The sequence below is a fragment of the Bradyrhizobium sp. genome (assembly GCF_049512235.1).
GTDB lineage: Bacteria > Pseudomonadota > Alphaproteobacteria > Rhizobiales > Xanthobacteraceae > Bradyrhizobium.
This window is the reverse complement of record NZ_JBEKXH010000177.1, coordinates 1-16,512: the sequence shown is the minus strand read 5'-3', so window position 1 is coordinate 16,512 and position 16,512 is coordinate 1. Positions and strand designations below refer to the sequence as shown.

The window sequence follows — 16,512 nt, the reverse complement described above, 5'->3', positions numbered from 1 at the left end:
ATGGCTTCGTCGCTGGCGCTCCTGGACAGAAACTAACAAAGGATGACTTCCAACCGTCATTGCGAGGAGCTCTTGCGACGAAGCAATCCAGCTTTTCCTATGGAGGCTGGCGCGCGCATGCTTTCGCGCGGGCGTGTCGGATACCAGGGAGTGGCGATATCGGCGATGTCAAGGTGGCGTGCTGATCTCAATCGACCGTCATTCCGGGGTGTCGCGAGCGACGAACCCGGAACCTCGAGATTTCCGGGTTCGCGTCGAGCCTGTCACGGGCGGCGCGAAGCGCCGACCCGCTGGCGCGCCCCGGAATGGCGGGGCTGAGGGTCTACCCGCAAGCCAGCTCATCCATTTGCATTCCCTCGGCGGCTGGTCTTAATCTGCCGCGAACGAAGTCGCCGCAGTCCCGCGCGCGATGATTGGATGGAGCGCCGGTGGTGGTCATTTCGATGCGGATCGGCACGCGCAAAAGCACCATGGCGCTGGCCCAGACCGAGGAGATCGCCCGGCGGTTGTCGGCGGCTAAGCCGGATCTCGATGTCGAGATCGTCAAGTTCGAGACCGTCGGCGACAGCGACCAGACCGGCAAATTGTTGACCCATGGCGGCAAGGGCGGGGCCTTCGTTGCCGAGATTCGTGCTGCCGTCCGGGCGGGAAAACTGCATGCGGCGATGCATTCGCTGAAGGACATGCCGGGCAATGAGGATACGCCGGGGCTGTTGATCGGCGCCACGCTGGCGCGGGACCCGCCGACCGACGCACTGGTGTTGCGCCAGGGGCTTTCGATCGAGGAATTCAAACGTTCCCAGGGCAAGGGCTTCAAGATCGGCACCAACGCGGTGCGCCGTGCGGCCTATGCGCGGCGGCTGTTTCCGGACATCGAGGTCATTCATTTTCGCGGCGCCGCCGACACCAGAGTGCGCAAGCTCGATCGCCGCGAGATGCAGCGGCTGCCCGGCGGCGGCGAAGCTGGTCCGGCTGACGCGTTGATCATGGCCCGCTCGGGGCTGCAGCGGGTCGGGCTGGCGGGCCGCATCGCCTGCGATTTCTCGCCGCTGGAGATGCTGCCGGCGGTGGGGCAGGGCATCGTCGCGGTGGAGTGCGCCGCGGCGGACTGGCAGACCCGGCAATATCTTTCGTTGATCGACGATGTCTCCGCGCATCTGAGCTGCGACGCCGAGCGCGAGGTCTTGTGGGTGCTCAATGGTCACTGCAATTCGCCGATCGCGGGATATTCTGTCATCGAAGGCACGCAAATGACACTGACGGCGTCGGTGCTGGATGAAACCGGCGGGCAGTTCATCGAGGCCTCTCGCAGCGGGCCGGCCGAGCGCCCGCGCGAACTGGGCCGCGCCGTCGGGCTGGAACTGCTGCAGAAGGGCGCGGCCGAGATCATCGCGCGGACGCGGCCGGCCCCTTGAAGCCACTGTGTTGGTCGCAGGATGCTACCCGCGATAGGCGCGCACCCGCTGCACCATCTGCTCGACATGGGCGATCGGGGTTTCCTTCTCGATGCCGTGGCCGAGATTGAAGATCAGCGGTCCCCTGGCATAATTCGCCAGCACGTCGTCAACCGCGGCATCGAGGGCAGCGCCGCCGGCGATCAGCGCCAGCGGATCGAGATTGCCCTGGATCGCGGCCCGGCTTTGCACGTGGTCGCGAATGAAAACGGGATCCTGCGCCCAGTCGACGCTGACGCCATCGACGCCGGTCACCGCGGCATAGCCCGGCAGCATTGTGCCGGCGCCACGGGGAAAGCCGATGATCTTTGCTTCGGGCACCCTGGCGCGGACTCCCTCGACGATGCGCCGGGTCGGCTCGATCGACCAGCGCGCAAATTCGCGCGGCGGCAGGATGCCGGCCCAGGTGTCGAAGATCTGCAGCACGTCGGCGCCGGCCTTGAGTTGTCCCAGCAGGTACTGGATCGAGTTCTCGACCAGCACGTCGATGATTGCAGCGAAGGCCTGGGGGTGACGATAGGCCATGAGGCGTGCCGGCGCTTGATCCGCCGTGCCTTGCCCGGCCACCATGTAGGTTGCGACCGTCCACGGCGCGCCGCAGAAACCGATCAGCGCGATCTTCGGATCGAGCTCGCGGCGCACCCGGCGCAGCGCTTCGAACACCGGTTCGAGCTTGTTGAAATCGGCCTTTGACGACAGCGTGCCGACCTTGTCGGGCGTATCCAGCGGATCGAGCCGCGGGCCTTCGCCGGCCTCGAAGCGGACCGCGCGGCTGAGCGCGTAGGGAATGACCAGGATGTCCGAGAAGATCACCGCGGCATCGAAGCTGAAACGGCGGATCGGCTGCAACGTGACTTCAGCGGCATATTCCGGCGTGAAGCACAATTCGAGAAAGCCGCCGGCCTTGGCGCGCAGTTCGCGGTATTCCGGCAGATAGCGGCCGGCCTGCCGCATCATCCAGATGGGCGGCACCTTCTGGCGGCGGCCGGACAAGACTTCCATAAAAGGTTTAACGGTCGGATTCAGGGTCAAGCGCGGTTTCCCAGGATTATTCGACAGGGGTCGGTGGATCGACAGGGGTCATTGTCCCAGCTGATACACTGCTGCTGCGCTCTTGGCCACGGCAGGCGCCGCGGTCAAGTTGCCACGCGGCGGAACAATGCGCTAAAATCTGAAAGGTGGGCAAAGGCGCTCTTGCGCCGTGCTCCACAGCAGGTTTGATGGGGGGCACGCCACTGGCCGCGCATTGGCGCGATCCGGTGGTTTTGCCCACCCTACACCCCACACATTTCGAGCCATTTCTTGATGTCCGATGCCACCAGCGAACGCCAGACGAGCCCTGCCGAGCAGCACCGCGCACAGGCAAAAGTCTGGTTCGAATCCCTGCGCGACCGGATCTGCGCCGAAATCGAAGGGCTCGAGCGCGAGGCGCCGGCGGAGCTGTTTCCGGGCGAGCCCGCGACCTTCACCTACAAGCCGTGGACGCGCACAACCGGCAGCGGCGGCGGTACCGGCGGCTTCCTCTCGGGCGGCCGGCTGTTCGAGAAGATCGGCATCCACACCTCATCGGCCAATGGCAGGCTGACGCCGGAGATGGCGAAGACATTGCCGGGCGACGGCGTGCAGCTCGATTACGTCTCCACCAGCATCAGCCTGATCATGCATCCGCGCAGTCCGCGGGTGCCGACCGTGCATATGAACACCCGCTTTCTGTCGACCGCGCAGGGCTGGTTCGGCGGCGGCGCCGATCTGACGCCGATGCTGTCCGATCAGCGCAGCCAGGATGCGCCTGACGCCGTGGCCTTTCACGCCGCCATGAAGCGCGCCTGCGACGCCCACGATCCCTCCTATTACGACAAGTTCAAGCCCTGGGCCGACAGCTATTTCTTCCTCCCGCATCGCGGCCAGGCGCGCGGTGTTGGCGGCATCTTCTACGATCACCTCAATACCGGCGATTTTGCCAGGGATTTTGCGTTCACCAGGGACGTCGGGCTGGCGCTCTCGGAGGTCTATCCGAGGATCGTGCGCAACCGGATGAGGGAGCCGTGGACCGACGCCGAACGCGCCGAGCAGCTCGCCTGCCGCGGGCTCTATGTCGAATTCAACCTGCTCTATGATCGCGGCACCATGTTCGGCCTGCAGACCGGCGGCAATATCGAGACCATCCTGAGCTCGATGCCGCCGCTGGTAAGCTGGGCGTAATTCGAAAAGGGGTTCGCTTCAGAATATGCCCGCGCATTGCCGGCCCTCGCACGTCGTTGCGCGGGTAAAGCTAATCGGGTTCATCGTGGTATTTCTGTCATAGCAGTCCGCGCGGCATCTGGTCCGCCGGGGTTTATCAAGCCGTCCCTTCATCGTATTTCGAGGGTGATGGTTGCGTGGCGCTGGGAGGATCTGATGCAGGAAACGAACCGCCAACAAGGCCGGCTTCGAGCTGCTCATCGACGAGGAGGTCGGTTTTCGTGGCTTCCTTGGGATCCGCTGCGTGCTTATCGAAAGGAGCAGGATCAAATTTATCGGTCATGCGAAGCTCCGGGGCCAACAGCCCGGAGAGCACTTCGCGCTCGGAATCCTTGCTCGCTTCCGCAAGGCGCCCTTTTGAAAAGCGCGAGGTTCTCCCGGTCAATGTGGTCTTCCATCGGCCCCCCTTGACGGTACGAGCGCTATTGCGTGGGAGGGGAGGCGCGCGCAATCCATTCCCGCCAGACTTTCGATTTCATGGGATCTTCAGATCTACCTACCGTCTTCACGGCATGCAGCGCGTTAGGGCAGCCAGAATTCGCTACTCGGCAGGGCGTCCCCCGGTGTCATTTCGAACCGGCACCACACAAAGGCGCGCTGAATTGGGGCAGGCTGGATTCGATTGGCTTGGATTTGTGACAGAATACTGCCCCTTGGCGAGAACACAACCTTCTCGCTCCCCCGATGGATGCCAAGCCCTACTTTGCCATGTCCGCTTCCCGATTAATGGCCAATATTGCTCAGTCACAAATATTTCGCGAATGAGAATTTGTGCAGATCAACTCCGTTGAATTGTGGAATCTCAATTGCCGGACGCTCCCTGACGCACGTCCGCCGGCGCGAAAAGCGCATCGGTCCTTCGTCGTGGTTCACTTGATTGATCGAAGAATTTTGCAAGTTCAAGGGCCTGAGTGGCGCATCGGTTCGTTGCCCCGATTTCCTCCATGTCTCAAGACTGGGGGTGCCGGTCGCGCCCACTCTGCTTTTCGGGCGGAGATGGAAGCAGTTGGTCTGTCACGTCTTCCACGTGGTGCAACAAGAAAACTAGACGGCCGTCCTTGTCGTGTATCGGCGTATTAACGGGTTGCCAGTGACGCTCGACAAACTCACTGCTGGGATTCCGTATGTCATAGCGTTGGATCGCCATGGCGTGCGGTTGCCCGGTCTGTGTCACAATCCGCAGTGAAGCATATAAATTGCTCACGCCGTCGGCGAGTGCGTCATCGGGATTATCCGGGAATACGTCAAACAGCGACCTTCCGACGACATCGCTCCGGGAAATGAAAGTGGCTTCCGCGTACGCGTCGTTGATGTCGACGATGCGCAGGCCCGGGCCCGGATCCAAAAGCATGTAAGGATGTGGTGAACCGTCGAATTCGGATTGAAACTGTTGTCTCACTGCTTGCGCGTCAACCAGCCGCCTCCGACGATGCTCGAACGGCAATACGTCCGCACCGGACTGCGTCGAATTTAAAAGTGCGAGTTCGCGCTTTGCCGAGGACAGCAGAGCTTGAAGCGTGCGATGGAGGCTTGCATCTGTCGTTTCGCCCAAAAGCTTCTGGAAATGAGCGATGTTTTGCTCGCAAACGAACTTCTTCATTCGTCTCTCCCGTAAAGAGCCAATTCGGGTGGAGAGCCGCCGCGCCAGACCGTCGACGTCGTGGAGTCGCTCGACCCCGCTACCGGCGCGACGTCAAACCGGCATTCGGACGGAACGGGCGCGTAGCGAGCCATCATGTCGCCCTGCGGGCACTCACAGTCACCCGCACCTGCCAAGGTCCGTTTCGATGCTGGCTACTCTCGCATGTCCGGTTCCCGACGTAAAGCCTGAAGTTCCCTTAATGCGGAAGGGCTGGGGAGCTGACGCCACTTCGATCTAAGGTATGTTCAACATGTCAGCGGCAATCTTGTCGAATGTGCCGCGGTCGGCGATTTTCAGATGGCGCCGGTCCCGGCTCTTGATGATGCCGCGCGTGGTCAAGACCCGAAATGCCCTGCTCACGGCCTCAAGCAACATTCCAAGGTATTCACCAATATCCGACCGGGTGGCAGACCTTCACCCGCCGTTGATCACGGGCCTGCTGCGTCAGTGCCCGAGATCGATCATCCATTTTGCGCCGACTAGCATTTCCCAGACCGCCAGCGCTGCGACCGTCAGCACAATCGCGGCGGCCAACAAGCCGATTGAGAGCAGGACCCCATCCTCTTCGAGGTAAGCAAGCGAGATCAGCGCGATTACCAGGGCGGGGACGGTGTTGCTCAGGGGGATCGGAACGAACACCAGGGTTGCGCTTAAGAGCACGCCGACCGCGCCGACCAGGGGTTTTGTTGCCTCGATATGGGCATGCCAGCGCGGATGAATAATCTTCTCAAGATATCTGAGCACCGGCACCGATCGCTGCACCACGGCCGCGAGGCGTCTTGTTGGCAAGGAACGAGCGGCGATGCGGCGCGGAAAGACCGGGGCAGGCTTGCCCGCGATCATCTGGAACGCCGGAATCATGAGCAGCAGGCCGGCTACGATCGAGAGCCCCGGTACGATTGCGACCAAAGCGAGCAGCATGATGATTCCGAAGGAACGCTTGTCCAGGCTGTGCATCAGCCAGCCCAAGGTGAAGTGGTCAGCGGGCACTTCATCATGCAGCCGCTGCAACACGACGGACGTTGGAACAAGCACCCTGATCGTTGCGTCGGCGGCCTTTGCCGCGACCTTAACCCAAGTGGCGGTGGCCCAAGGCGGATCGCGCCACGCGCCGTTTGAGCGCCTTTGCGCCGAGCGGGGCGGGCCGTCGCACCACCCCGAGATGGCGGATCGGATAGCGGAATATCTGAACCTGAGTGATGCGCAAAAGGCTGCCTTCAAGGAATTCCACGAGGCACGCAGGCAGTCGCTGGAAGATTCGAAGGCCGCTCTCTGCGCCAGCAAGCCGGACATGTCGTCGTTCGAGGCACGTCTCAATTTCGGTCAGGCCTTCATCGAAGCGCGGCTTGCGGCCTTGAAAGCGGAGAATCCGAAGCTGATCGCTTTCTACAACAGCCTTGACGCCAAGCAGAAGGAGAAGTTCGACCGGTTCCGCGAACGTCACGGCCGTGAATAAGGAAAATACGACACCCTCCTTCGGTCCGGCTATCGGGGGTCGAAGGTCATCGGTAGCGGCGCCGTCGGCACTGACGCGGGTGTCGGTTGCCGCTCGCGTCGCGATGTGAAAGCGCCGGTGAGGATGACCGGGCTTAGGAAGCGGGCACGATGCGCCAGCGCCTCTTCCTAACGCGACGCAGAGGCGCGATCAAACCAATCCCAAGCCGTTACTATAAGAACGGCGGATCGATCGCATCGCTTTCGTCCATAGCGATAAGCAGGGGTTGTTGCAATGAACAGATTAGGCGATCATGATTATTAGTAACCCTTGGTGGGCTGCAAAATTGCACCGTCGCGGTTAAGGAGCGGATAACCCTTCTTCCCCGGTTCGGGAACGCCGACCCATCGCTCACTGTGCGAGTCGGCCCCCCGGGACTGCTCGTAGGGCGCATCGTGATCCGTCGTTATGAATCGCCAAGAGGGTGCACTACGCCTCCGGCTCCAATGCACCCTGGGAGCTCCTGCCCGTGTCACCCGGCTGACATTGCGCGGAACATCCGGGCGGTGAAGCAAGTCTCTCGGCCTAAGGGGACCGGGCTCATCGGTCAGATTGGTACGACGCGCTGGCGACAATCGTGCGGGCGTAACCAGGCATTTACCGATGGATGCGCAGTTTGAGAGAAACAGTGATGGAGTGGACCATGAAAGTCGAGAAGATCGGTTGGACTGAAAACGGCTGGGGGTTCGAGCAGACGTCCGTGCAACCCGATCTTGTCCTCTATTTCGGTTCCGCCCGTCAGATCGAAGCGACATCGGCTCCTTCGGTTTTGTCGGAACGTTTTCCGGGCGCATTGCTGCTCGGCTGCAGCACCAGCGGCGGCATCGTTGGCAACGAGATCGATGACCAAGGCATCGTCGGCGTGACGTGCAGCTTCCGCGACACAACCGTGCGGCTCGTCGAGGCCGATGTCGCAGACAGCGCGGGCTCGGAAAACGGCGGCCGCGCCCTGGGCGACGCACTTCGCGGCGAGAACCTCGCCGGCGTCTTTGTTCTGTCCGACGGCGTTCAGGTGGACGGAACAAAGCTCGCCGCCGGCATCCAGCGCGAGATCGGAACAATGCCGATCAGTGGGGGCCTTGCCGGCGACGGTGCCCGATTTGAGCGTACTCTTGTCGGCTGCGGCAGAACGGCACGGACGGGTCGCGTCGCCGCCATCGGATTTTACGGAAATGCGGTTCGCCTGGCACACGCGTCCGGCGCTGGCTGGGAGCCCTTCGGACCAAAGCGTCGGATCACCCGTTCGCACGGCAACACGATTGCCGAACTCGACGGCAAGCCGGCCCTCCAACTCTATGAACGTTACCTCGGTGAGGACGCGGCGAACCTACCCGGATCGGGGCTGCTCTTCCCGCTGCTCGTCTGGGATACCGACGTGCCGCAGTTGACATACGTCCGCACCGTGCTCGGGATCGATCGGGCCGCGGGCACCATCTCGTTCGGCGGCGACGTGCCTGAAGGATGGGCCGCACAATTGATGCGTGGCAGTCTCGATGGGCTCATCGACGGCTCCATTGGCGCCGTCGAACGGCTGCTCCAAAGCAGCGAAGCCATCCCCCAGAGCGAGACGCTCGCCATGATGGTCAGCTGCATCGGCCGCAATCTGGTTCTCGGCCAGCGAACCGAGGAAGAAGTAAGGCCCGCCAGCGAAGCGTTTGGCTCGGGCGTCACCGGCTTCTACGCGCACGGAGTCATCGTTCCCGATGCCGCGACGCATACGGCAACGCTTCAAAATCAGACGATGTCGTTGACCTTGATCCACGAAGCGACAGGATGACGGCCGGCGAACGGCTCCTCAAGCGGCAGCTCCGCAAGGCCGCCACAACCGGAGGCGGCGTCGACACACAGCGGCTGTGTGACCTGGTCGTGTCGGCCTATCAGGAACACGATCTGGCCCGTCGGCGGACCGAACAGTCCGCAGGCGTGATGGCGGCCGAGATCGAAGAGGCACATGAGGCGCTGGAACACTCGGTCGGGCAGCTCCGCGCCCAGAACGTTCGCTTCAGCCTCGCTCTGGACAATATGGCCAATGGCCTCGCATTGCTCGATACGGAAGGCCACGTTGTGGTCTTCAACCGTCGGGAGGGCGAGATACTTGGCCTGCCGGACAACGGGCACAATGAAAGGCTCAGCTACGAGGCGTTCCTCAGGGCGAGTCCGCTGCTTGACGAGGCCGCCATCCAGGCGCGCCTCGACCTCGCCGCAACACGTGTCGATGCGGAAACCGAGCAGGTGCTGTCGGATGGGCGCCATGTCCATATCGCCATCCGGCCGACAGCCGACGGAGGCTTCCTCGTCAGTTCCGAAGACGTGACGGAGCGCAACGTTTCAGCCGCACGCATTGCCTTTCTTGCCAATCACGATACATTGACCGGCCTCCCGAACCGCCGCATGTTCACCGAAGGCCTCGACGGAGCGGTCAGTCGCGGCCGTTATGCGGTACTCTGCCTTGATCTCGACGGTTTCAAACCGGTCAACGATATCTTCGGCCATGCGGCCGGAGATAAGCTGCTTCGTGAGGTGGCGGCGCGTCTGAAGCGTCACATCAGGCCCGGCGACATGCTTGCACGGCTCGGCGGCGACGAATTCGCTATCATTCTCTCCCGTGACGCATCAGAGGCCGAGAGTATCGCAGCGCGAGTCACACAGGCGGTGAGTGAGCCCTTCGATCTCGACGGCACGATCGTGCACATCGGCGCAAGCGTGGGAATCGCGATCGCGCCGGACGACGCCGAGACCGCCGATGACGTTATGCGATACGCCGATCTTGCCCTTTATCGCGCAAAGGAGACTGGCCGCGGGCGCTTCGTACGATTCGATACTGCGATGAACGCGTCCCTGCGAGCACGCCGCGCGCTCGAGCAGGATCTATCCGTAGCGCTCCTCCGATCGCAGTTAGAACTTTACTACCAGCCGCGTGTCCACGCCGAGACCGGCGAGATCGCCTCGTTCGAAGCGCTGATCCGCTGGCATCACCCGACGCGCGGAATGGTGCCGCCCAGCGAATTTATCCCCCTCGCGGAGCAGAGCGGTGCGATCGTCGAGATCGGCCAATGGGTGCTCAAGCAAGCCTGCCTGGAAGCGCTGCGATGGCCAGGTGACATCGGCATCGCGGTCAACGTCTCCTCGATCCAGATCCGGAAAAGGTTGCTGTTTGATCAGGTGCTGTCGGCACTGAACGAGACAGGCTTGAGGGCCAGCCGCCTCGAACTCGAGATCACCGAGACGGCTTTGTTGAGCGACAGCGTGGCAGCTCTCGCGGTCATGCGCCGCGTCCAGGCGGTCGGAGTGCGGGTTGCCATGGATGATTTCGGGACCGGTTACTCCTCGCTGAGTTATCTGCATAGCTTCCCGTTCGACCGTATCAAGATCGATCAAAGCTTTGTGCGCGGACTGGGTCGCGACAGGAAGGCGCTTGCCATCGTTCGTTCGGTGATCGGCCTTTGCAACAGCCTTGATATCGGGGTCACCGCAGAAGGCGTGGAGACGCGAGCGCAGCGACAGATGCTGTTGGCCGAAGGATGCGGAGAGCTTCAGGGCCACTTGTTTGGCACCCCGGTTTCTTCAGCTGACGCATTGCGGATGGCCGATCGAACGGCCCCGCCGTTCGCCCTTGCCTCCCAGCCAAGCCACCACGCCGGAGAGTGGCGCCATCGTCTCAGCGCTGAACTTCCAGAACATTCTGACACCGCGACGATCGGACAACGCCGTCCCGGTCGGGCCAGGGGCGTCATTTAATAGGAGCGTTGGCCTTCGCGCGGAAAATTTTGGTAGCGGTCAAGCGTAACCCTATTTGTTCGACCTCTGGTCTTCCATCGGCGGTCAAATAGAGACTGCATACCGCGCCGGGCAGCCCGTAGCCGGGGACAAATTCGAAGCGATAACTGAAGGATACCTTGCGGTGGGAAACCGCGAAGGATGCCGCGTCACGCGATTGATCGGGATCGCTGGCTTTGTAAGTCGAATAGATAAGCGAAATGCCTTCGAAACTTGTTGGCTTTTTGGGAATGTCATCTTGGCGATGACCGGCGATCAATAGATGCGTGTCATCCAGCCATTTGAAGCCGACCGCATCCGGGTCGTTAACGGGCAGAAAGAGATGCTGTCACTGCTTCGGCAACGCCATTTCAAATTGCTCCTTCCGAGCAAAGCGGCATAGATCGTCACGCACCAACCGATCCTTCGTAGGTACTTCTCCAAGCCTCGACGTCGCAGTTTTTTCTACCATCGACACGAACTCGTAGAGGGCGCGATGCGCGGTTATGAATCACCAAGATGGCGCATTACGCCTTCGGCTCCAATGCGCCCTTGCGACGAAGCAATCCAGCTTAATCTCCGCAGCACCAAAGCTGGATTGCTTGGCGGACCCTGTCATCGGGCGCGCGTTCGCGCGACCCGTTGGCTCGCAATGACGATCTCGGATTTATTTTTTCGTGGCTGTTTGAAATTTGAATCGGTACGACCACAGGACGCGATCCACCGGATCATGTTTCGATGGAGGGAAACGTTCCCGGCATTTCTGTTCGCGCCATCAGCGGCGGCTGGCGCGCCCTGACGGCCGTGTCAGGCGCAGCCTGCCGTGGGTGCGCGGCAGAAACTGGGCGCCCTTGGCGCTGAGAAAATCCAGCATGGCCTGCGCTGGCGGCAGCAGCACCTTGTCCTTGCGGGCGAGCACGAACCATTGCCGCACCACCGGCAGGCCATCGACGTCAAGCGTCACCAGCCGTCGCTCGTCGAGTTCGGCGGCCACCGTATGGGCGGAAATAAACGCAATCCCGAGGCCGGCGATGACCGCCTGCTTGATGGTCTCGTTGCTGCTCATGACCATGCCGATCTTCGGGCGGAGGCCGGCCTGCTCGAACAACTGCTCCATCAGCCCGCGCGTTCCGGATCCGGGCTCGCGGGTCAGGAAGGTCTCGTCGGCAAGATCGGTCAGTTTGAGCCGCGATTTTCGCGCCAGGCGATGCGACGTCGGCGCGATGACGACGTGGGGATGGTCGCCGATCAGATGGGTGTTCATCGGAATATCCACCGGCGGGCGGCCCATGATCGCGATGTCCAGATCGTAGCCGCGCAACGCCGTTCCGATCTCCTGGCGGTTTCCGATCGAGAGCGCGATATCGATGTTCGGAAAGGCGCGCGAAAATCCCGATATCGCGAACGGCACGAAATACTTGGCGGTGCTGACTGCGCCGATCGAAACCCGCCCCGCAGTCTTGCCCGCAATCATGTCAAGCGAGGTTTCGCAGGACAGGATGGCGGCTTCGATCCGCTCGGTCAGCGCCAGCACTTCGCGGCCGGCGTCGGTCAAAAGCATGCCGTCGCTGGAACGCTGGATCAGCGGCAGGCCTGCCAGCGCCTGCAGGTTGCGCAGCTGCAGCGTTACTGCGGGCTGCGTCAGATTGAGCTGCCTGGCCGCTGATGTGACGGAGCGGTGCTTCTGGACCGCGGCCAGCGCCCGCAACTGGCGAAGGGTCAATTCCCTGGCAAAACGTCCCGCCATCATCAGCCCCCTTCATAAGAAAAACTTTGCTCACTCAAAAGATAACAAAATTTCCCTAATCAGGCAAATTGCGCTTCCTTGGATTTAGCGAATTGCCGACCGGCGAGCCGCAACCGGGAGCGCCCCGGAGAGGACGCAGGGAGACGGGCCATGGACGAGCGTGTGACACTGCGTTCGCATCTCGATCGGGCGGCGCCGCTGATGCCGCAGGGCACCGCGGTGGCCGAGGTGATCGCAGCCCTTGCCGCAGCGTCGGTCGAACTCGCCGCGCTGATCGCGGATGGACCGCTCGTGGGCATCACCGGCCAGAGCGGCGGCGTCAATGCCGATGGCGATCAGCAAAAGGACATCGATGTCGCCGCCGACGAAATGATGCGGCGCGCCCTGCGCCATGCCCCGGTCGCGGCGCTTGTTTCCGAGGAAGCCGCGCTGCCCGAAACCCTCGATCCCGCGGCGCCGCTGTGCGTGGCGATCGATCCGCTCGACGGCTCGTCCAATCTTGAAAACAATATCTCGGTCGGCACCATCTTTTCGATCCGCCCCCGCGGCAACGATATTCTTTCCACCTTCTTCGAGCCCGGCACGGCGCAGTGCGCCGCGGGTTTTGTCGTTTACGGTCCGCAAACGACACTTGTGCTGGCGCTCAACAGGCAGGTCGACATCTTCATTCTCGACCGCCGCAGCCAGCAGTTCATCCTGGTCAAACAGGGCGTGAAGGTCAGGTCCGATACGCCGGAATTTGCCATCAATGCCTCCAATCGACGGCACTGGCACGGACCGGTCCGCGCCTATATCGACGAATGCCTCGCCGGCACCAATGGCGACCGCGACGCCGATTTCAACATGCGATGGATCGGCTCGCTGGTGGCGGAAGCGCTGCGCATCCTGGTGCGCGGCGGGGTGTTTCTGTACCCGGCCGATGCCCGTCCCGGCTATCGCGAAGGCAGGCTTCGGCTGTTGTACGAAGCCCATCCGATGGCGCTGGTGATGGAGTGGGCGGGCGGTTCGGCGAGCACGGGGCGGCGGCGAATTCTGGAACTCGGGGCCAAGACGCCGCACCAGCGGGTGCCGCTGATCATGGGCTCGGTGCGCGGCGTTCGCGACGTTGCCGCCATCCACGAAGGCATCGAACCGATGTTTGACAACAGTGACGCACCGCTGTTCGCGCGGCGCGGCCTGTTCCGCTGATCCCGGACCATTGCCGATGTCGCGCAGCCATCCCATCATATCGATCACGGGTTCCTCCGGCGCCGGCACGACGTCGGTGAAAAGAACCTTCGAGAACATCTTCCGGCGCGAAAGGGTATCGGCGGCCTATATCGAAGGCGACGCCTTTCACCGTTACAACCGCGCCGATATGCGCGCCAAAATGGCCGAGGAAGCCGAGCGCGGCAACAAGCATTTCAGCCATTTCAGCCCCGAGACCAACCTGTTCGAGGAGCTCGAACGGTTGTTCCGCGACTATGGCGAAGCCGGCACCGGAACCACGCGTCATTACGTTCACGACGACGAAGAGGCCAAGCTTTATGGAGCGGCGCCGGGCAGCTTTACCGAATGGGACAGGCTGCCGGAAAATTCCGATCTGTTGTTCTACGAAGGCCTGCACGGCGCCGTGGTGACCGAGAAGGTCAACGTCGCCCAATATGCCGATCTCAAGATCGGCGTGGTTCCCGTCATCAATCTGGAATGGATCCAGAAACTGCACCGCGACCGCAGCGACCGCGGCTATTCGACCGAGGCGGTCACCGACACCATCCTGCGGCGGATGCCGGACTACGTGAACTATATCTGTCCGCAGTTCGCCGAGACGGACATCAATTTCCAGCGGGTGCCGACGGTCGACACCTCGAATCCCTTCATCGCGCGCTGGATCCCGACCCCCGACGAATCGATGGTGGTGATCCGGCTGAAAAATCCGCGCGGCATCGATTTCCCCTATCTGCTGTCGATGATCCCGAACAGCTTCATGTCGCGCGCCAATTCGATCGTGATCCACGGATCGAAGCTCGACCTCGCCATGCAGCTCATCCTCACCCCGCTGATCCTGCAACTGATGGAACGCAAGAGGCGCACGGTATGACGGTCCATGCACTCAACCCCGCCGTGGCGCGGCCTGCCACGGCGCATGCCGAACGCGCCAACGCTGTCCGCTTCCTCGCCATCGACGCGGTCGAGCAGGCAAAATCCGGCCATCCCGGCATGCCCTTGGGTATGGCCGATGTCGCCACGGTGTTGTTCTCGCGCTTCCTCAAATTCGATGCCAGCGATCCGGCATGGCCGGATCGCGACCGGTTTGTCCTGTCCGCCGGTCACGGCTCGATGCTGCTCTATGCGCTGCTCTATTTGACCGGCTACGAGGGGGTTACGCTCGACGAGCTCAGGAATTTCAGGCAGTGGGGATCGAAGACGCCGGGACATCCGGAGTATGGCCATACGCCGGGTGTCGAGACCACCACCGGGCCGCTCGGCCAGGGCATCGCCACCGCGGTCGGCATGGCGCTGGCCGAGCGGCTGTTGAACGCCCGCTTCGGCAATGACTTCGTCGACCACTTTACCTATGTGATCTCGGGCGATGGCTGCCTGATGGAAGGTCTCAGCCATGAAGCGATCTCGCTGGCCGGACATCTCAGGCTCAACCGGCTGATCGTGCTGTTCGACGACAACGAAATATCGATCGACGGACCGACATCGCTGTCATGCTCGGACGATCAGCTCAAGCGTTTCGAGGCCTCCGGCTGGTCGACCTGCCGCATCGACGGCCATGATCCCGAAGCCATCACGGCTGCGATCGAGCAGGCTCGGCGCAGCGATCGTCCGTCGCTGATCGCGTGCCGCACCGTGATCGGCTTCGGCGCGCCCAACCGCCAGGGCAGCGAAAAGGCCCATGGCGCGCCGCTCGGCGCCGATGAGGTGGCAAAGACGCGCGCCGCGCTGAATTGGCCCCATCCGCCGTTCGAAATCCCCCACCATGTACTCGATCAATGGCGCGAGATCGGCGCGCGCGGGCAGAGCGCGCGGCGCCACTGGCTCGAGCGGACCAAGCGCGTTCCTGCCGCGCCGCGCTCGCCGTTCCACGATGCGCTGAACCGCAAACTGCCGGGCGACTATCTGACGGCCATGGCCGCGGTCCGCGACGAATTCGGCGCCAAGCGCCCTGGCATCGCGACGCGGCAGGCCTCGCAACAGGTACTCGATGCGATCGCTACCGCCTTGCCGAATCTTCTGGGCGGCTCGGCCGACCTGACCCACTCCAATCTGACGCGCGCCAAATCGCAGCGTCCGGTGCAGGCCGATTTCTTCGCCGGCGACTACATCCATTACGGCATCCGCGAACACGCGATGGCGGCGGCCATGAACGGCATCGCTCTGCATGGCGGCTTTATTCCCTATGGCGGCACGTTTTTGACCTTCACCGATTACAGCCGTCCGGCGATCCGGCTGGCGGCCTTGATGCGGATCCGGGTCATCCATGTGATGACGCATGATTCGATCGGGCTCGGCGAAGACGGTCCGACCCATCAGCCGGTCGAACATCTCGCTGCCTTGCGGGCGATTCCCGGCCTGTTGGTGTTCCGGCCCGGCGATGCGGTCGAGACCGCGGAAGCCTGGGACTGCGCGCTACGCGCCGAAAGCAATCCATCGGTGCTGTGTCTGTCGCGGCAGGCGGTGCCGACGTTCAGCGACGTCAGCGATGACGTCAATCGGGTGGCCTATGGGGCCTATGTCGTGGTCGATCCCGAAGGGGGCCGTGACGTTACCCTGATCGCCACCGGCTCCGAAGTTGCGATCGCGCTGCAGGCCGCAAAATTGCTGGCGCAGGACAACGTCCGCGCCGCGGTGGTCTCGGCGCCATGTTTCGAGCTGTTCCGTGCGCAGTCCCGGGAATATCGCGCGGCGGTGCTCGGACAGGCGCCGCGGATCGGCGTCGAGGCCGCGGTCGAGGGCGACTGGGCGCGCTGGCTCGGCGAGCGCGGGGAATTCGTCGGCATGACCGGCTTCGGCGCCTCGGCGCCGGCGGAGGTCTTGTATCGCGAGTTCGGCATTACCGCGGAGGCGGTCGCGACGGCGGCGCTGCGTTGCCTGGCGCGGTCGAGGATGGCGACAACCTACGCCTGAGGTTCATGGGCGCGCGAGACAATGACGGGAACAAGAAGATGGCACGCATTACCCTGAGGCA

General features: G+C 62.6%; 14 protein-coding genes and 1 pseudogene. 8 read left to right on the top strand and 7 right to left on the bottom strand.

Translation table 11 applies throughout. From position 1 onward, the window contains the following. Nucleotides 1–443 precede the first annotated feature (443 nt). Nucleotides 444–1,415 carry a hydroxymethylbilane synthase gene (gene hemC, locus ABSG20_RS17560; protein WP_423865781.1) on the top strand — a complete coding sequence of 324 codons (972 nt, stop codon included), beginning with the start codon at nucleotides 444–446 and terminating at the stop codon, nucleotides 1,413–1,415. A 24-nt stretch (nucleotides 1,416–1,439) separates the two neighbouring features. On the opposite strand, the gene hemE is transcribed toward hemC, so the two are convergent. Beyond that, nucleotides 1,440–2,456 carry a uroporphyrinogen decarboxylase gene (hemE, locus tag ABSG20_RS17555; protein WP_423865780.1) on the bottom strand — a complete coding sequence of 339 codons (1,017 nt, stop codon included), beginning with the start codon at nucleotides 2,454–2,456 and terminating at the stop codon, nucleotides 1,440–1,442. A gap of 303 nt (nucleotides 2,457–2,759) precedes the next feature. On the opposite strand from hemE, the gene hemF reads away from it, so the two are divergent. Next, nucleotides 2,760–3,656, top strand: a complete 897-nt coding sequence (hemF, locus tag ABSG20_RS17550) for an oxygen-dependent coproporphyrinogen oxidase (protein WP_423865778.1) — start codon at nucleotides 2,760–2,762, stop codon at nucleotides 3,654–3,656. Between the two features lie 136 nt (nucleotides 3,657–3,792). Here hemF and ABSG20_RS17545 read toward each other — a convergent pair whose 3' ends face one another. The 4 genes and pseudogenes from ABSG20_RS17545 to ABSG20_RS17530 form a co-directional block, all read right to left on the bottom strand. Further along, on the bottom strand, nucleotides 3,793–4,080 hold the full coding sequence (locus ABSG20_RS17545; RefSeq protein ID WP_423865777.1) for a hypothetical protein: 288 nt from the start codon (nucleotides 4,078–4,080) through the stop codon (nucleotides 3,793–3,795). A gap of 564 nt (nucleotides 4,081–4,644) precedes the next feature. Then, nucleotides 4,645–5,295: a PAS domain-containing protein gene (locus ABSG20_RS17540; protein WP_423865776.1), complete on the bottom strand. Its 651-nt coding sequence runs from the start codon at nucleotides 5,293–5,295 to the stop codon at nucleotides 4,645–4,647. Nucleotides 5,296–5,571: 276 nt separating this feature from the next. Then, nucleotides 5,572–5,733 (bottom strand): annotated as a pseudogene (locus ABSG20_RS17535) (helix-turn-helix domain-containing protein); the annotation flags it as partial. A 48-nt stretch (nucleotides 5,734–5,781) separates the two neighbouring features. Continuing rightward, nucleotides 5,782–6,327 (bottom strand): exopolysaccharide biosynthesis protein, encoded by a 546-nt coding sequence (locus ABSG20_RS17530; RefSeq protein ID WP_423865775.1) that lies wholly within the window; start codon nucleotides 6,325–6,327, stop codon nucleotides 5,782–5,784. Here ABSG20_RS17530 and ABSG20_RS17525 point away from each other — a divergent pair. The 3 genes from ABSG20_RS17525 (at nucleotide 6,257) to ABSG20_RS17515 (ending at nucleotide 10,570) form a co-directional block, all read left to right on the top strand. Beyond that, nucleotides 6,257–6,793: a Spy/CpxP family protein refolding chaperone gene (locus ABSG20_RS17525; RefSeq protein ID WP_423865774.1), complete on the top strand. Its 537-nt coding sequence runs from the start codon at nucleotides 6,257–6,259 to the stop codon at nucleotides 6,791–6,793. The two genes, ABSG20_RS17530 and ABSG20_RS17525, sit on opposite strands and share 71 nt — an antisense overlap. A 682-nt stretch (nucleotides 6,794–7,475) precedes the next feature. Then, nucleotides 7,476–8,609 carry an FIST signal transduction protein gene (locus ABSG20_RS17520; RefSeq protein WP_423865773.1) on the top strand — a complete coding sequence of 378 codons (1,134 nt, stop codon included), beginning with the start codon at nucleotides 7,476–7,478 and terminating at the stop codon, nucleotides 8,607–8,609. Next, the gene (locus ABSG20_RS17515) at nucleotides 8,606–10,570 is read left to right on the top strand and encodes a putative bifunctional diguanylate cyclase/phosphodiesterase (RefSeq protein ID WP_423865772.1); all 1,965 of its coding nucleotides are present in this window, start codon (nucleotides 8,606–8,608) and stop codon (nucleotides 10,568–10,570) included. Before ABSG20_RS17520 ends, ABSG20_RS17515 begins: the two co-directional genes overlap by 4 nt. Here the strand turns inward: ABSG20_RS17515 and ABSG20_RS17510 are convergent. After that, nucleotides 10,563–10,868, bottom strand: a complete 306-nt coding sequence (locus ABSG20_RS17510; protein ID WP_423865771.1) for a hypothetical protein — start codon at nucleotides 10,866–10,868, stop codon at nucleotides 10,563–10,565. The two genes, ABSG20_RS17515 and ABSG20_RS17510, sit on opposite strands and share 8 nt — an antisense overlap. A 495-nt stretch (nucleotides 10,869–11,363) precedes the next feature. Further along, nucleotides 11,364–12,335, bottom strand: coding sequence for a LysR family transcriptional regulator (locus tag ABSG20_RS17505; protein WP_423865779.1), 972 nt, complete (start codon nucleotides 12,333–12,335; stop codon nucleotides 11,364–11,366). A gap of 150 nt (nucleotides 12,336–12,485) precedes the next feature. Here ABSG20_RS17505 and ABSG20_RS17500 point away from each other — a divergent pair, with 150 nt between their 5' ends. Genes ABSG20_RS17500 through tkt form a run of 3 tightly spaced genes read left to right on the top strand, consistent with a single transcriptional unit; the run spans nucleotide 12,486 to nucleotide 16,451 of the window. Next, nucleotides 12,486–13,523 (top strand): class 1 fructose-bisphosphatase, encoded by a 1,038-nt coding sequence (locus tag ABSG20_RS17500; protein ID WP_423865770.1) that lies wholly within the window; start codon nucleotides 12,486–12,488, stop codon nucleotides 13,521–13,523. A gap of 16 nt (nucleotides 13,524–13,539) precedes the next feature. Next, the gene (locus ABSG20_RS17495) at nucleotides 13,540–14,415 is read left to right on the top strand and encodes a phosphoribulokinase (RefSeq protein ID WP_423865769.1); all 876 of its coding nucleotides are present in this window, start codon (nucleotides 13,540–13,542) and stop codon (nucleotides 14,413–14,415) included. Continuing rightward, the gene (tkt, locus tag ABSG20_RS17490) at nucleotides 14,412–16,451 is read left to right on the top strand and encodes a transketolase (RefSeq protein WP_423865768.1); all 2,040 of its coding nucleotides are present in this window, start codon (nucleotides 14,412–14,414) and stop codon (nucleotides 16,449–16,451) included. The genes ABSG20_RS17495 and tkt overlap by 4 nt, the downstream gene beginning before the upstream one ends. Nucleotides 16,452–16,512: the final 61 nt, after the last annotated feature.

What these genes read in the sequence shown, in the direction of transcription:
- hemC (WP_423865781.1), top strand. Translation starts at nt 444, where the DNA reads ATGCGGATCGGCACGCGCAAAAGCACCATGGCGCTGGCCCAGACCGAG.
- hemE (WP_423865780.1), bottom strand. Translation starts at nt 2,456, where the DNA reads ATGGAAGTCTTGTCCGGCCGCCGCCAGAAGGTGCCGCCCATCTGGATG.
- hemF (WP_423865778.1), top strand. Translation starts at nt 2,760, where the DNA reads ATGTCCGATGCCACCAGCGAACGCCAGACGAGCCCTGCCGAGCAGCAC.
- ABSG20_RS17540 (WP_423865776.1), bottom strand. Translation starts at nt 5,295, where the DNA reads ATGAAGAAGTTCGTTTGCGAGCAAAACATCGCTCATTTCCAGAAGCTT.
- ABSG20_RS17525 (WP_423865774.1), top strand. Translation starts at nt 6,257, where the DNA reads ATGATGATTCCGAAGGAACGCTTGTCCAGGCTGTGCATCAGCCAGCCC.
- ABSG20_RS17520 (WP_423865773.1), top strand. Translation starts at nt 7,476, where the DNA reads ATGAAAGTCGAGAAGATCGGTTGGACTGAAAACGGCTGGGGGTTCGAG.
- ABSG20_RS17515 (WP_423865772.1), top strand. Translation starts at nt 8,606, where the DNA reads ATGACGGCCGGCGAACGGCTCCTCAAGCGGCAGCTCCGCAAGGCCGCC.
- ABSG20_RS17505 (WP_423865779.1), bottom strand. Translation starts at nt 12,335, where the DNA reads ATGGCGGGACGTTTTGCCAGGGAATTGACCCTTCGCCAGTTGCGGGCG.
- ABSG20_RS17500 (WP_423865770.1), top strand. Translation starts at nt 12,486, where the DNA reads ATGGACGAGCGTGTGACACTGCGTTCGCATCTCGATCGGGCGGCGCCG.
- ABSG20_RS17495 (WP_423865769.1), top strand. Translation starts at nt 13,540, where the DNA reads ATGTCGCGCAGCCATCCCATCATATCGATCACGGGTTCCTCCGGCGCC.
- tkt (WP_423865768.1), top strand. Translation starts at nt 14,412, where the DNA reads ATGACGGTCCATGCACTCAACCCCGCCGTGGCGCGGCCTGCCACGGCG.